The sequence below is a fragment of the Pseudomonas sp. KBW05 genome, assembly GCF_003852405.1.
GTDB lineage: Bacteria > Pseudomonadota > Gammaproteobacteria > Pseudomonadales > Pseudomonadaceae > Aquipseudomonas.
In genome coordinates, this window is record NZ_QAJM01000014.1 from 286,949 (window position 1) to 301,540 (window position 14,592).

Genomic DNA, 14,592 nt, shown 5'->3' on the forward strand with positions numbered 1-14,592 from the left:
GCCAATAAATCCGGGCATCTTCCAACTTGGCACAACCGCTGCATTAGCCCTTTCAACACCACACATATAGCCGCCCCTTCAACGACGAAGGGCCGTGCTTCCCGAGAGAACGGGACCAGGACAAAGGCGTCCTCGCTAGATAACTAGCGGGGACGCCTTTTTTGTTTGCGCGTGATTTGTCGAGCCATTGCGGAGAACGACATGAAAAAACTCAAATTAGTGATGATCGGCAACGGCATGGCCGGGGTTCGCACCCTTGAAGAATTGCTCAAGCTGAGCAGCGACCTGTACGACATCACCGTGTTCGGCGCCGAGCCCTACACCAACTACAACCGTATCCTGCTGTCGCCAGTGCTGGCGGGTGAACAAACCTTCGAAGAGATCGTGCTCAACGACCTCAGCTGGTACCTGGATAACCACATCAAACTGCTGCTCAACCGCAAAGTGGTGCAGATCGACCGCGTCAAGCGCGTCGTTATTGCCGAGGACGGCAGCGAAGCCGAATACGATCGCCTGCTGATCGCCACCGGCTCCACGCCGTTTATCCTACCGATCCCCGGCAACACCTTGCAGGGCGTGATCGGCTACCGCGACATCGCCGACACCCAGGTCATGATCGACACCGCCAAGACCCACACGCATGCGGTGGTGATCGGCGGTGGCCTGCTCGGCCTGGAAGCCGCCAACGGCCTGATGTTGCGCGGCATGCACGTGACCGTGGTGCATATCGGCGAGTGGCTGCTGGAGCGGCAACTGGACAAGACCAGCGGCCAATTGCTGCAAACCGAACTGGAAAGCCGTGGCCTGGTGTTTCGCCTGTGTGAACAAACCCAGGCGCTGCACGATGCCGGCAATGGCCGCGTCGGCTCGGTGCAATTCAAGAACGGCGACATCATCCCCGCCGACCTGGTGGTGATGGCTGCCGGCATCCGGCCCAACACCGAACTCGCGGAAAAATCCGGCATCCCGTGCAACCGTGGGATTCTGGTCAACGACACCCTGCAAACCTACGACCCGCGCATCTACGCGATCGGCGAATGCGCCAGCCATCGCGGGATCGCCTACGGCTTGGTGGCGCCGTTGTTCGAACAGGCCAAGGTCTGCGCCAATCACCTGGCCCAGCTGGGTTTTGCCACCTACAAGGGTTCGGTGACCTCGACCAAGTTGAAGGTCACCGGCATCGACCTGTTCTCCGCCGGCGACTTCATGGGCGGCGAAGGCACCGAGACCATCACCCTCTCCGACCCGATTGGCGGCGTGTACAAGAAGCTGGTGATCAAGGACGACATCCTGGTCGGTGCCTGCCTGTACGGCGATACCGCCGACGGTGGTTGGTATTTCCGCCAGATCCGTGAGAATCATGCGATTGGCGAGATCCGCGACCACCTGATGTTCGGCGAAAACGCCTTGGGTGACGTGGGCCATCAAGGCCAGGACAAGGCCATGAGCATGGCCGACAACGCCGAGGTCTGCGGCTGCAATGGCGTGTGCAAGGGCACCATCGTCAAGGCGATCCAGGAACAGGGGCTGTTCAGCGTCGATGAGGTGAAAAAACACACCAAGGCCGCCAGTTCCTGCGGCTCCTGCGTTGGCTTGGTGGAGCAGATCCTGATCAATACCGTCGGCGGTGCGGCTGACGTCAAACCGAAGAGCGAAAAAGCCATCTGCGGTTGCAGCGACCTCAACCACGGGCAAATCCGCCAGGCCATTCGCGACCAACACCTGCTGACCATCGCCGGCACCATGAGCTACCTCAACTGGCGCACGCCCAACGGCTGCGCCACTTGCCGCCCGGCGCTGAACTACTACCTGATTTCCACCTGGCCCGGCGAAGCCAAGGACGACCCGCAATCGCGCCTGATCAACGAACGGGCCCACGCCAATATTCAGAAAGACGGCACCTACTCCGTAGTCCCACGGATGTGGGGCGGTGTGACCAATCCGTCGGAGCTGCGCCGCATCGCCGACGTGGCCGACAAGTACAACGTACCGATGGTCAAGGTCACCGGCGGTCAGCGCATCGACTTGCTGGGGATCAAGAAACAGGACTTGCCGGGGGTCTGGAAAGACCTCGACATGCCGTCCGGCCACGCCTACGGCAAATCCATCCGCACCGTGAAAACCTGCGTGGGCAGCGAGTTCTGCCGTTTCGGCACGCAGAACTCCACGCAATTGGGCATCGAGTTGGAGCATGACCTGTTCAATATGTGGTCGCCGCACAAGGTCAAGCTGGCAGTGTCCGGTTGCCCACGCAATTGCTCGGAAGCCGGGATCAAGGACGTAGGAATCATCGGCGTCGACTCCGGCTGGGAGATGTACATCGGCGGCAACGGCGGGATCAAGACCGAAGTCGCGGAGTTCTTCGTCAAGCTGAAAACCGCCGAAGAAGTACGCGAATACAACGGCGCCTTCCTACAGCTGTACCGCGAAGAAGCCTTCTACCTTGAGCGCACCGTGCACTACCTGCAACGGGTCGGCATGGAGCACATCAAGAAAGCCGTACTGGAAGACCCGGTCCGTCGCCAGGCCCTCAACGAACGCCTGCAATTCTCCCTGTCGTTCGAACAAGACCCGTGGAAAGAGCGCCTGGAACAGCCGCTGCTGAAAAAGGAATTTGATGTCATCCCCGTCCAACAGCTGGAGGTGCCGGCATGAACTGGCTGAATATCTGCGCCCTCGACGAGATCAACGTGCTGGGCTCGCGCATCATCCAAGGGCCCAAGGGCGACATCGCGATTTTTCGTACCAGTGACGACGAAGTCTTCGCCCTCGACGACCGTTGCCCACACAAAGGCGGCCCGCTCTCCCAAGGCTTGATCTACGGCAAGCGCGTGGCCTGCCCGCTGCACAATTGGCAGATCGACCTGGCGTCCGGCGAGGCCCAGGCGCCGGACATCGGTTGCGCCCACCATCACCCGGCCCGCGTGGAAAACGGCCGGGTGCTGCTGGCCCTGCGGGACGCCGTGTGATGAACCGCCAGACCACCGCGTCCACCTGCTGCTATTGCGGCGTGGGTTGCGGCGTGCTGATCGAACATGACGGTGCGCAGATCCTCGGGGTGACGGGCGACCCGGACCACCCGGCCAATTTCGGCAAATTGTGCAGCAAGGGTTCCAGCCTGCACCTGACCGGCGACCTGACCGCCCGCGCCTTGTACCCGGAACTGCGCCTGGGCAAAGGCATGGCCCGGGCACGCACCGACTGGGACACGGCCCTGGATCACGCGGCAAACGTGTTCGCCGAGACCATCGCTGAACACGGGCCGGACAGCGTGGCCTTCTACATTTCCGGGCAACTGCTGACCGAGGACTACTACAGCTTCAACAAGCTCGCCCGGGCCTTGGTGGGCACCAACAATATCGATAGCAACTCAAGGCTGTGCATGTCCTCGGCGGTGCTCGGCTACAAACGCAGCCTGGGCGCCGATGCCCCGCCGTGCAGCTATGAAGACCTGGAAAGCAGTGACTGCGTGATGATTGTCGGCAGCAATATGGCCTACGCCCATCCGGTACTGTTCCGACGTTTGGAGGAAGCCAAAGCACGCCGCCCGCAGATGAAAATCGCAGTGATTGACCCACGGCGTACAGACACCTGCGATCTGGCTGACCTGCACCTGGCAATTCTGCCGGGCACGGATGTGGCGTTGTTCCATGGGATTTTGCATCTGTTGCTGTGGGAAGACTGGATAGACCGCGCGTTTATCCAGGCCCACACCGAGGGTTTGACCGAGCTGAAACGCCTGGTACATGACTACACGCCGCAGATGGTCACGCAGTTGTGCGGGATCAGCGTCGAGCAACTGCGCTTGTGCGCAGAGTGGGTGGGTACCTCCAGCAGTTTCCTGTCGCTGTGGTGCATGGGCCTTAACCAGTCCACCGCCGGCAGCGCAAAAAACAGCGCGCTGATCAACCTGCACCTGGCCACCGGGACGATTGGACGGCCGGGTTGTGGCCCGTTTTCCCTGACGGGTCAGCCGAATGCCATGGGCGGGCGCGAAACGGGCAGCTTGTCGAACTTGCTGCCGGGGCATCGTGAGGCAGCGAACCCTGAACATCGCGCAGAGGTCGCGGCGTATTGGGGCGTGGCGTCGCTACCCGCCACTGTTGGGCTGAGCGCTGTCGAGCTGTTCGAGCAGATGCAGGCGGGCAAGATCAAGGCGGTGTGGATCGCCTGCACCAACCCGGCCCAATCGCTGCCGGACCAGAACGCCGTGCGCGCAGCCTTGGCGATCTGCCCTTTTGTGGTGTTGCAGGAAGCCTTTCACACCACTGAAACGGCGGCCTATGCCGACCTGTTGCTGCCCGCCGCCAGTTGGGGGGAGAAAGAAGGCACGGTGACCAACTCCGAGCGGCGTATTTCCCACGTACGCCGCGCCATCGATCCACCGGGAGAAGCGCGGCCGGATTGGGCAATTACCGTGGATTTCGCGCAGCGCCTGGAGCGTCGTTTACGCCCGGGGCAGGACAGACTGTTTGCCTTCGAGCAGCCAGCGCAGATTTTTGATGAGTACAAACGGCTGACCCACGGGCGCGATCTCGACTTGTCGGGCATCAGCCACGCCGTGCTCGACAGCATCGGCCCACAGCAATGGCCGTTTCCTACAGGTGCACAAGCCGGCACGCCACGCTTGTACACCAACGGCCACTTCCCCACCGCCAGCGGGCGCGCGCAGTTCATCGCCGACCCTTACCGTGCGGCCAAGGAACAGCGTGATGCGCGTTTCCCCTTGACCCTGATCACCGGCCGCCTACGTGACCAATGGCATGGTATGAGCCGCACCGGCACCGCCGCGCAGTTATTCGGACACGTCAGCGAGGCATTGTTGAGCCTGCATCCAGACGAAATGCGCCGTCATCGCGTGAAAGACGGTGATCTGGTCAACCTCAAAAGCCGGCGCGGCCAAGTGATCGTGGCGGTCAGCGCTGACGACAGCGTGCGCCCTGGCCAGGCGTTTCTGCCGATGCATTGGGGTGATCGTTTTCTCAAAGGCGGCGTGAACGCCCTCACCCAACCGGCGTTCGACCCGCTGTCGAAACAGCCGGAACTCAAGCACAGCGGTGTGCGCCTGGAGGCGGTGAGCCTGCCGTGGCAGTTGTTCGCCTTGATCGAGGGCGATGTGCAGCAACACTTTGCAGCCTTGCGCCCGCTGTGCGAGGGCTTTGCCTACGTCAGCCTGAGCCTGGCCGGACGCGAGCGCCCGGCCCTATTGGTGCGTGCGGCACACAGCGAAGCGCCCGACCTGCAACTGCTGACGCGTATCGACGAATTACTCGGCCTCAACGACGGCCCGGTGATGGCCTATGACGACCCGCGCCGTTCCATTGGCAAGCGCGTGAAAATCGAGAAAGGCCGCATCACCGCGCTGCGCCTGGCCGGGGAAACCCTGGCGCGTCACTGGCTGCAAAGCCTGTGGTTGGAGGGGCGGACCGACGATCAACTGCGGCGCTGGCTGTTGGCGCCACTCAGTGCACCGCCGGGAGGTCCAGCGGCCAGCAGCAAGGTGTTGTGTAACTGCAAGAACGTCAGCGAGAACACCGTGTGCGCTGGCATTGCCCGTGGCCTGGACCTGGATGGGCTCAAACGGGAGCTGGGTTGCGGCACGCAATGCGGCTCCTGTGTACCGGAAATCAAGCGTCTATTGGCCAGCAATCCGCAGCCAATCGCAATCAGTGTGTGAGGGGAAGAACATGAGCGCAAAAGTCTGGCTGGTGGGTGCAGGGCCCGGCGACCCGGAGTTGCTGACCCTCAAAGCAGTAAGGGCAATGAATGAAGCCGATGTGGTGCTGATTGATGATCTGGTCAACCCGGTGGTGCTGGAACATTGCGCCGCTGCACGGGTGATTACTGTCGGAAAGCGCGGCGGTTGTCGCTCTACGCCGCAGGATTTTATCCACCGCCTGATGCTGCGTTATGCGCGCCAGGGCAAGTGCGTGGTGCGGCTCAAGGGCGGCGACCCGTGCATTTTCGGCCGGGGTGGCGAAGAGGCGATGTGGTTGCGTGAGCGTGGGGTCGAGGTGGAGTTGGTCAACGGTATCACCGCCGGCCTGGCAGGAGCGACGAATTGCTCGGTGCCCCTGACATTGCGCGGTGTCAGTCGGGGCGTGACGCTGGTGACGGCGCATACCCAAGACGACAGCAGCCTGAATTGGCGGGCGCTGGCAGAGGGCGGAACGACGTTGGTGGTGTATATGGGCGTGGCGAAGCTGGAGGAGATTCGCCTGCAATTGCTGGAGGGCGGCATGGCGGCGGATATGCCGGTGGCGATGATCGAAAATGCTTCGCTGCCCCAGCAGCGCGAGTGTCGCAGCACGCTGTTGCGGATGCAGGAGGACGCGCGGGTTTTCGCCTTGAAAAGCCCGGCCATTCTGGTGATCGGCAGGGTCGCCGCTGTCGGACAGGCCGCCTATGTTGCCGCTGCGGCCAGCGCCTGAGGCAAATCGCAGGCGAAAAAAAGCCCGGCCTAAGCCGGGCTTTTTTCTACCACTCAGTAATTACTGAGCTTGGGCTTCAACCGACGCTTCTACACGACGGTTAACAGCACGACCAGCTTCAGTTGCGTTGTCAGCAACTGGGCGGGATTCGCCGTAACCTACTGCAGTTACACGGCTAGGAGCAACGCCGTCTTTAACCAGGACTTGCTTAACAGCGTCAGCACGACGCTGGGACAGCTTCTGGTTGTAAGCGTCTGGACCTACGGAGTCAGTGTGACCAGCAACTTCTACGTTGGTAGCTGGGTACTGAGCCATGAAGTCGGCCAGGTTTTTCACGTCGCCGTAGCTGTTAGGCTTAACAACGGATTTGTCGAAGTCGAACTTAACGTCCAGCTCAACACGAACAACCTGAGCAACTGGAGCTTCTGGCTCTGGAGTTGGCTCTGGAGCTGGTGCTGGGGTAGGAGCTGGAGCAGCTGCGCCAGCGTTACCGCCGAAGTTTACGCCCAGGCCGACCAGTGCGGAGTAGTCCCACTTGCCGTTGTCCAGACCGTAGTCAGCTTCAACACCGGCACGAGCGTACAGGTTGTTGGTGAAGTAGTACTTCACGCCAGTACCAACGGTAGCGAAAGTAGTCTGATCGCGACCGCTGTGGCCGTCAGCTTTGACGTTGCCACGGCTCTGGTGACCGAAACCACCTTCAACGTATGGACGCAGGCTGTCTACGCCAGCTTGACCGAAGTGATACTGAGCAACCAGGCTGCCGGTATCGCCTTTGATCTTCTGGTTACCAGTACCGTCGTTCGAACGGGTGTGGTTGGTTTTGTCGTAGGACAGGTTCAAGGACAGGTCGTCGGTCAGGAAGTAACCGATGCGAGCGCCAGGATTGAAGCCGTCTTCGATGTGCTTGACGCTATCGTTGTACTGCTTCTTGTAGAACAGCTCGCCTTCAACTGCGCCTTGGCCTTGTGCCAGAACGCCGAAAGAAGTAGCGGCAATAAGAGAACCAATGGCCAAGCCCAAGGTGTTTTTCAGTTTCATCCGTTAAATCCCCATCTGGTGATTGTAAAGCAGTCCCACAAACCGGGGGACAACTCGGCGACAAGTCTAACAGAACTTGCCTACACGTAAGAGATATTTGCCACGCACTAAGTTTCAGTCTCGCCCGCAAATTTCTCACGTAATTTATCTAGAGCACGTTTGTAACGCATTTTTGTAGCACTCAAACCCATGTGCATGATGTCAGCGATTTCCTGAAATTCCAGTTCTGCGACAAATCGTAGCACCAGGATTTCGCGGTCAATCGGGTTCACATACACCAACCAGCGATCGAGCCCGGCCTTGTCCTCGGGTGCCGGCGTCTTTTCTTCAGACGCTTCCTCAAGGGGGTCCAGACTCAAAGCGTCCATCAAGCGACGCTTTCGCCGTTCCTTACGATACTGCGTGATGCACTCGTTGTACGTGATGCTATATAGCCATGTCTTGAACTTCGATTTGCCCTCGAAGTTCTTCAAGCCATACAGCACCTTGAGCATCACTTCCTGACAGACATCATCCGCATCTCTATCGTTCCCTAAATACCTTGAACAAACGTTGAACAGAGTGCGTTGATATCTGCGCATCAATTCTTCGTACGCGCGAGTTACGTGAAACAGCTCCGTGTGCGAGCGCGCGACCAACTCCTCATCAGAGAGCTCACGGGGGTCATAGCGCGTGGACAGCGTTTGGGCTTTATTCAAAACAAGTCGTGCCGACAGTCAGGTCAATGTCCGCTACAGCCCGGTCAGCCGGGTTTGCGGCGGCGTACATTAGCAGGGTTTGCCGGGTTAGCGGCTACTGACCTGCTGTTCCAGGAGGATCCGATTGGACAACGACACCAGGTCGCCGTCATCGGTCAGCACCGTCGTCTTGACTGTACCGATCTCCTCGATTTGCCCTTCGACCTCGCCTACACGCACCTGTTGCCCAACCTGATACAACTCACGCACATAGATTCCCGCAAGAATCTGGCCGGCAATTTCCCGGCTTCCCAAGCCCATGGCCAGCGCAACGGCCAGACCAACGGTAATCAAAACGATCACAATCACGTGGTTGAGCAGGTCAGTCTTGACCTCCAACTGGCTGATCGCGACCGAAATACTGATGATGATCACCAGGCCCTGGGCAATTCGCCCCAGGCCAGCGGCATAGTCCAGCCCCACCCCTTCAGCGGCCCCGCGCACCAAGCCATTGGCCAGTTGCGCCAGTAAAACGCCTACCAGCAGTACCAGCGCGCCGCCGAAAACCTTCGGCAAATACAGCGCCAGCATGTCGAGCGTAGCTGAAACTCGCTCAAGGCCAAGGGATTGAGCCGCAGAAACCAGAAAAATCAGCAAAACGAACCAGTAGACGATCTTGCCGATCAGTGTCGAGATCGGCACTTGCAGCCCGGCGCGCCCCAACAGCTTGGTCAGGCCGGTGCCTGCCATCAGGCGGTCGAGGCCGAGTTTGGCGAGGAGTTTGGACAACAGGGTGTCGAGCAGCTTGGCCACGACAAAACCCAGCAATACCAGGACTAGAGCCCCAAACAGGTTGGGAATGAAGTTCGCCACCTTGGTCCACAATGCGGTCATCGCGGTGACCAGGCTCTGGGTCCAGAGATCAAGTTCCATATTCAATCAGCCTTATCAGCAGTGCGAGCAAGAGGTTTACGACGGGAAACCGGTGAAACGTGGGCCGAACCGTTGTTCAGGGCCATCATCAACGCCGGCAGCCAACGCCCGAGCAGGCCGAACAAATCACCCGCCCCTACCTGACGGTTGGCGGTTTTCAACACGCGGCCCAGGCAGGCATCGTCGTCACGGTTGGACGGCGAGGCATTGAGCATGTCACGCAAAGACTGTTCGAACGGATCGTGCATAAAGACCTCTCGCAAGTGTTTTAAAAGACGAGGGTTAAATTCTTGGGGTCACATGGGACCCTTCCTACGTTCAGGTCATATTCAGGTCAAACCCAGCGCAATCGTCGAAATAGCCACCATTGCCCCAGTGCCACTGACACCATCAACAGGCAGGCAATCACAAACCCATAGGGGCTGGCGGAGAACGGAATCCCGCCCACATTGATACCCAGCAAGCCGGTGAGAAAGCTCATCGGCAGGAAGATCCCGGTGATAATGCCAAAACGGTACATCGTGCGATTCATACGCACGCTCAAACGCCGGTCTTCGGCTTCCAGCACAAGCCCCACGCGCTCCCGGGTCAATTCAAGTTCTTCCAGGTAGCGGGTCAGGCTGTTGTTCAATTCGTTCCAATAGTCGGCATCGTCGTCGCAGAACCACGGCAATTTGATCCGCGTCAGCTGGGCAAAAATATCCCGCTGCGGCGCGAGGAATCGCTTCAGCCCAGCCGCTCGCCGACGGATCTGCAAAACACTGCCATGCTCCGGGGTATACCGTTCGTCGGTATCGAGTTTTTCTTCCTCGGCATCGACGATTTCGGACAGGTCGGAGACCAGATCCTGCACTTTGTTGGTCAAGTACTGCGCCATATAAAGGATAAGTTCTGACGCTGTTTTAGGACCTTTGCCATCCGCCAACTGCACCAACAGCTCATCGGTGGCGCGCAACGGCCGCAAACGCAGGGAAATCACCCGACTGGCCGCCGCAAAAATGCGCACCGAGACCATGTCTTCCGGCTCGGCGCCCGGGTTGAGGTTGACCCCGCGCAGGAACAGCAGCAACTCGGCGTCCGGCAACGGCAACAGGCGCGGGCGAGTGTTCTCCTCCAGCAGCAAGTCACAGGCGAACTCGCTCAAGCCGCTGGATTTACGCAGCCAGGTCTGCGTCTGGGGATGGCTGCGATCCCAGTGCAGCCACAGGCTTTCCTGGGGCTGCAGTTGCAAGTCGTCGAGCTCTGTCCGGGCAATCGAACGCGCACCGCCTTTACCGTCCAGCACCAGGGCATGCACCAGCCCCCATTGCGCGTTTTCTTCCTCGAACATCCTCACCCCATCGGCTATTGCGGTTTATTCAGGCATTTTCAGCGGGCTTGGCGACACGATCACGCCGTTGTTATCGGCGTAGATGTATTCGCCGGGGCGAAACGTCACGCCGGCAAACGTGACCACCACGTTGAGGTCGCCGATACCGCGCTTGTCGGTCTTCATCGGGTGGCTGGCAAGCGCCTGCACCCCCAAATCGGTCTGCGCGATGACATCGACATCACGGATGCAACCGTAGATCACCAGCCCTTCCCAGCCGTTCTTTGCGGCCTTTTCGGCGATCATGTCGCCCAGCAACGCGCGGCGCAGGGAACCACCACCATCGACCACCAACACCTTGCCAGCGCCCGGCTGGTCGGCTTGCTCCTTGACCAGCGAGTTATCTTCGAAGCACTTGATAGTGACAATCTCACCACCAAAGGAGTCTCGGCCGCCGAAGTTGCTGAACATCGGCTCGACGACCTGCACCAGCTCCGGGTAGGCGTCACACAGGTCGGGGGTCACGTAATGGTTCATCGAAAAAATTCCTTTCTGTCAAAGAAGTGTCTTTCAAGGAAGTACCGGTCGAAGCCGGTGGGGAACATCCCACCCGCGCCGCCGCAACGCAATAGCCACTGCGCGACTGAATATGACCAGAAGCGTCCAGCGCGTCATATCTTAGCCGTAACCGTAATCGAGCGAAACGCCCGTGGCTGAGCGCTCCGTCAAACCTCGGCGACGGCCGCCGCCGAGGCCCCGAACAATGGTGTGAGCGGATCCTTCAACCACTGCGCCACCAACGGCCACACTTCAGTTTGCGCCGCTTTGCTGACCAGCATCTCTACGTGGCCGAAATCCCCGCTGAAACCCTGCTGGCGCCCCAGGCACAGGTATTGGCGATGCTCAGAGCCCACCTGCTCGAACAGCTTGCGACAGGCCCAGTCCGGGTCTTGATGGTCGCCGGCAGCACTGACAGCCAAGAGCGGCACCTCGACGGCGGCCAGGCCTTTCCACCAATCGTTTTTACCTTCGCCAAAACGTCCAAACAGGCCGTTCCAGCGCATGGCTTCGATCAGCACGCCTGCGGGTTCGTCCTCCGGGCCGCGCTTGAACCGTGAGCCGGAAATCTCGCCGAAGCGTTTCAACAGCAAGCGGCCAGTCCACTCCAGCGGCGGCAGTTTCAACGGCCAATGCGTGCGACTGACCTGACAGCCAAACAGCGCCACCGAAGCCACTGCCGGCGCGCCCAGGTGTTGCCCACCCAAGGCTGCAGCCAAGCTGGTGGCGCCCAGCGAATGACCGACCCAATGCGGGATCTGCCCGCTTTGCTCACGCACAAACGCGCCAATGGCCGGCAAATCGTAGCGCGCATAGTCAGCGACACGATTGCGCGCGTAGTCCTGATTGCGCTTGGACAGGCCATGCCCACGCATTTCCGGAATCCACACATCAAACCCCTGGCGTGCCAGGTGGGCGCCCAGACCGAGCCCCTTGGGCGAATACCAGAAGCGTCGGTTGGAAAAACTGCCGTGCAACAAAATAACGGGGATGCCCCGGTTTTCCGGGACATCGGCCTGGCCCAAGCGGGTAACCGCCAGCTCGACGGTGCCGTCGGGACTGTTACCGGGCTTGAGGCGGTATACATCTTCACTCAGGTCGCCACGACGTTCAGCGCTGATCAGGGCGACGGGAAACAGGTTGCTGCTGCTTTGCATAATGCTCTTGCACAAAAAAGGGCGGCGTCCGCGAGGAGGCCCGCCCTGTACAGATAAGAATGCCGGCCACCCTCAGCGAGTGACCGGCACTTTTGACGTACCGACTTTAGGCGGACGCTTGGCCTTCCGCCAGGAAGAACCAGGTTTCCAGCACGGAATCGGGGTTCAGCGAGACACTTTCGATGCCCTGTTCCATCAGCCATTTGGCCAGGTCCGGGTGGTCGGAAGGGCCTTGGCCGCAGATACCGATGTACTTGCCGGCCTTGTTACAGGCCTGGATGGCGTTGGCCAGCAGCTTCTTGACCGCAGGATTTCGCTCATCGAACAGGTGCGCGATGATCCCGGAGTCGCGGTCCAGGCCCAGGGTCAGCTGGGTCAGGTCGTTGGAGCCGATGGAGAAACCGTCGAAGAATTCCAGGAACTCTTCGGCCAGGATGGCGTTGGACGGCAGTTCGCACATCATGATCACGCGCAAGCCGTTCTCGCCACGGGACAGGCCGTTCTCAGCCAGCAGGTCCACCACTTGGCTCGCTTCACCCAGGGTGCGCACGAACGGCACCATGATCTCGACGTTGGTCAGGCCCATCTCGTTGCGCACGCGCTTGAGGGCGCGGCATTCGAGTTCGAAGCAGTCGCGGAACGCTTCACTGATGTAACGCGAGGCACCACGGAAACCCAGCATCGGGTTTTCTTCTTCCGGCTCGTAGAGCTTGCCGCCGATCAGGTTGGCGTATTCGTTGGACTTGAAGTCCGACAGGCGCACGATGACCTTTTTCGGGTAGAACGCTGCCGCCAGGGTGCTGATGCCTTCCACCAGCTTCTCGACGTAGAAACCCACCGGGTCGTTGTAGCCGGCGATACGCTTGTCGACGCTTTCCTTGATGTCCAGCGGCAGGCCGTCGTAGTTCAACAGGGCCTTGGGGTGCACGCCGATCATGCGGTTGATGATGAACTCCAGGCGGGCCAGGCCCACACCGGCGTTCGGCAACTGCGCGAAGTCGAAGGCACGGTCCGGGTTGCCGACGTTCATCATGATCTTGAACGGCAGGTCGGGCATGGCGTCGATGGAGTTTTGCTTGATGTCGAAGCCCAGCTCGCCTTCAAAGATGAAGCCGGTGTCGCCTTCGGCGCAGGAAACAGTCACGCCCTGGCCGTCTTTGAGCAGTTGGGTCGCGTTGCCGCAGCCCACGACCGCAGGAATCCCCAGCTCACGGGCGATGATCGCCGCGTGGCAGGTACGCCCGCCACGGTTGGTGACGATGGCGCTGGCGCGTTTCATCACCGGTTCCCAGTCCGGGTCGGTCATGTCGGAGACCAGCACGTCACCTGGCTGGACTTTGTCCATTTCGGACACATCCTTGATGATCCGCACCTTGCCGGCGCCGATGCGCTGGCCGATGGCACGGCCTTCCACCAGCACGGTGCCGGTTTCTTTCAGCAGGTAGCGTTCCATGACGTTGGCCGAAGTGCGGCTCTTCACGGTTTCCGGGCGGGCTTGCACGATGTACAGCTTGCCGTCGTCGCCATCTTTGGCCCACTCGATATCCATCGGGCACTTGTAGTGCTTTTCAATGATCATCGCTTGCTTGGCCAATTCGCTGACTTCAGCGTCGGTCAAGCAGAAACGCGCGCGATCAGCCTTGTCGACGTCAACGGTTTTCACCGAACGGCCGGCCTTGGCTTCATCACCGTAGATCATCTTGATGGCCTTGCTGCCCAGGTTGCGGCGCAGGATGGCCGGGCGACCGGCTTCAAGGGTGTGCTTGTGGACGTAGAATTCGTCCGGGTTCACCGCGCCTTGTACGACGGTTTCCCCCAGGCCGTAGGCGCCGGTGATAAACACCACGTCACGGAAGCCGGATTCGGTATCGAGGGTGAACATGACGCCGGCGGTACCGGTTTCCGAACGCACCATGCGTTGCACGCCGGCAGACAGGGCCACCAGCTTGTGGTCGAAACCTTGGTGTACACGGTAGGAAATCGCGCGATCGTTGAACAGCGAGGCGAACACTTCCTTGGCCGCGCGGATCACGTTTTCCACGCCGCGGATATTCAGGAAGGTTTCTTGCTGGCCGGCGAACGAGGCGTCCGGCAAGTCTTCGGCGGTGGCCGAGGAGCGCACGGCAACGGCCACGTCCGGGTTGCCGGCCGACAGTTCGGCGAAGGCGGTGCGGATTTCTTCGTTGAGCTTCTCGGGGAACTCGGCGTCCATGATCCATTGACGGATCTGGCTGCCGGTCTTGGCCAGGGCGTTGACGTCATCGACGTCCAGTGCGTCCAGCGCGGCGTGGATCTGAGCGTTGAGGCCGCTCAGTTCGAGGAAATCGCGGTAAGCCTGGGCCGTGGTGGCAAAACCACCCGGCACCGAAACACCAGCGCCTGCAAGATTACTGATCATCTCGCCGAGGGATGCGTTCTTGCCCCCCACGTGCTCTACATCATGGACGCCGAGCTTATCGAGGGAAACTACGTACTCTACCAAGGTG

12 protein-coding genes are annotated in these 14,592 nt (G+C 60.2%); 4 read left to right on the forward strand and 8 right to left on the reverse strand.

Going from position 1 to position 14,592, the window contains the following annotated elements; all coding sequences use genetic code 11:
• Positions 1-201 precede the first annotated feature (201 nt).
• Genes nirB through cobA form a run of 4 tightly spaced genes read left to right on the forward strand, consistent with a single transcriptional unit; the run spans position 202 to position 6,431 of the window.
• Entirely contained in the window at positions 202-2,655 is a 2,454-nt protein-coding gene (nirB, locus tag DBR46_RS13880) for a nitrite reductase large subunit NirB (protein WP_124526649.1), read from the forward strand.
• Complete coding sequence (nirD, locus tag DBR46_RS13885; RefSeq protein WP_017739567.1) at positions 2,652-2,969, forward strand: nitrite reductase small subunit NirD; 318 nt, start codon at positions 2,652-2,654, stop codon at positions 2,967-2,969. The genes nirB and nirD overlap by 4 nt, the downstream gene beginning before the upstream one ends.
• A complete protein-coding gene (locus DBR46_RS13890) occupies positions 2,969-5,677 on the forward strand; it encodes a nitrate reductase (protein WP_124526650.1) in 2,709 nt (902 codons plus the stop codon). Before nirD ends, DBR46_RS13890 begins: the two co-directional genes overlap by 1 nt.
• 10 nt (positions 5,678-5,687) lie before the next feature.
• On the forward strand, positions 5,688-6,431 hold the full coding sequence (gene cobA / locus DBR46_RS13895; protein WP_124526651.1) for a uroporphyrinogen-III C-methyltransferase: 744 nt from the start codon (positions 5,688-5,690) through the stop codon (positions 6,429-6,431).
• Between the two features lie 60 nt (positions 6,432-6,491).
• Here cobA and DBR46_RS13900 read toward each other — a convergent pair whose 3' ends face one another.
• The 8 genes from DBR46_RS13900 to ppsA all read right to left on the reverse strand — a co-directional run bounded on the left by DBR46_RS13900 (position 6,492) and on the right by ppsA (position 14,588).
• Positions 6,492-7,472, reverse strand: a complete 981-nt coding sequence (locus DBR46_RS13900; protein ID WP_124526652.1) for an OmpA family protein — start codon at positions 7,470-7,472, stop codon at positions 6,492-6,494.
• Between the two features lie 107 nt (positions 7,473-7,579).
• The gene (gene sigX / locus DBR46_RS13905; RefSeq protein ID WP_124526653.1) at positions 7,580-8,170 is read right to left on the reverse strand and encodes an RNA polymerase sigma factor SigX; all 591 of its coding nucleotides are present in this window, start codon (positions 8,168-8,170) and stop codon (positions 7,580-7,582) included.
• 87 nt (positions 8,171-8,257) lie between these two features.
• Positions 8,258-9,082 carry a mechanosensitive ion channel domain-containing protein gene (locus DBR46_RS13910; protein ID WP_003175519.1) on the reverse strand — a complete coding sequence of 275 codons (825 nt, stop codon included), beginning with the start codon at positions 9,080-9,082 and terminating at the stop codon, positions 8,258-8,260.
• Between the two features lie 2 nt (positions 9,083-9,084).
• Positions 9,085-9,330, reverse strand: coding sequence for a hypothetical protein (locus DBR46_RS13915; protein ID WP_005790375.1), 246 nt, complete (start codon positions 9,328-9,330; stop codon positions 9,085-9,087).
• A gap of 86 nt (positions 9,331-9,416) precedes the next feature.
• The gene (locus DBR46_RS13920) at positions 9,417-10,412 is read right to left on the reverse strand and encodes a zinc transporter ZntB (protein ID WP_124526654.1); all 996 of its coding nucleotides are present in this window, start codon (positions 10,410-10,412) and stop codon (positions 9,417-9,419) included.
• A gap of 24 nt (positions 10,413-10,436) precedes the next feature.
• Positions 10,437-10,928 (reverse strand): ribonuclease E activity regulator RraA, encoded by a 492-nt coding sequence (rraA, locus tag DBR46_RS13925; RefSeq protein WP_017527456.1) that lies wholly within the window; start codon positions 10,926-10,928, stop codon positions 10,437-10,439.
• 188 nt (positions 10,929-11,116) lie between these two features.
• Positions 11,117-12,106 (reverse strand): alpha/beta fold hydrolase, encoded by a 990-nt coding sequence (locus tag DBR46_RS13930; RefSeq protein ID WP_124526655.1) that lies wholly within the window; start codon positions 12,104-12,106, stop codon positions 11,117-11,119.
• 106 nt (positions 12,107-12,212) lie between these two features.
• On the reverse strand, positions 12,213-14,588 hold the full coding sequence (ppsA, locus tag DBR46_RS13935) for a phosphoenolpyruvate synthase (protein ID WP_124526656.1): 2,376 nt from the start codon (positions 14,586-14,588) through the stop codon (positions 12,213-12,215).
• Positions 14,589-14,592: the final 4 nt, after the last annotated feature.

What these genes read in the sequence shown, in the direction of transcription:
- nirD (WP_017739567.1), top strand. Translation starts at nt 2,652, where the DNA reads ATGAACTGGCTGAATATCTGCGCCCTCGACGAGATCAACGTGCTGGGC.
- DBR46_RS13915 (WP_005790375.1), bottom strand. Translation starts at nt 9,330, where the DNA reads ATGCACGATCCGTTCGAACAGTCTTTGCGTGACATGCTCAATGCCTCG.
- rraA (WP_017527456.1), bottom strand. Translation starts at nt 10,928, where the DNA reads ATGAACCATTACGTGACCCCCGACCTGTGTGACGCCTACCCGGAGCTG.
- DBR46_RS13930 (WP_124526655.1), bottom strand. Translation starts at nt 12,106, where the DNA reads ATGCAAAGCAGCAGCAACCTGTTTCCCGTCGCCCTGATCAGCGCTGAA.
- cobA (WP_124526651.1), top strand. Translation starts at nt 5,688, where the DNA reads ATGAGCGCAAAAGTCTGGCTGGTGGGTGCAGGGCCCGGCGACCCGGAG.
- DBR46_RS13920 (WP_124526654.1), bottom strand. Translation starts at nt 10,412, where the DNA reads ATGTTCGAGGAAGAAAACGCGCAATGGGGGCTGGTGCATGCCCTGGTG.
- nirB (WP_124526649.1), top strand. Translation starts at nt 202, where the DNA reads ATGAAAAAACTCAAATTAGTGATGATCGGCAACGGCATGGCCGGGGTT.
- DBR46_RS13900 (WP_124526652.1), bottom strand. Translation starts at nt 7,472, where the DNA reads ATGAAACTGAAAAACACCTTGGGCTTGGCCATTGGTTCTCTTATTGCC.
- DBR46_RS13910 (WP_003175519.1), bottom strand. Translation starts at nt 9,082, where the DNA reads ATGGAACTTGATCTCTGGACCCAGAGCCTGGTCACCGCGATGACCGCA.
- DBR46_RS13890 (WP_124526650.1), top strand. Translation starts at nt 2,969, where the DNA reads ATGAACCGCCAGACCACCGCGTCCACCTGCTGCTATTGCGGCGTGGGT.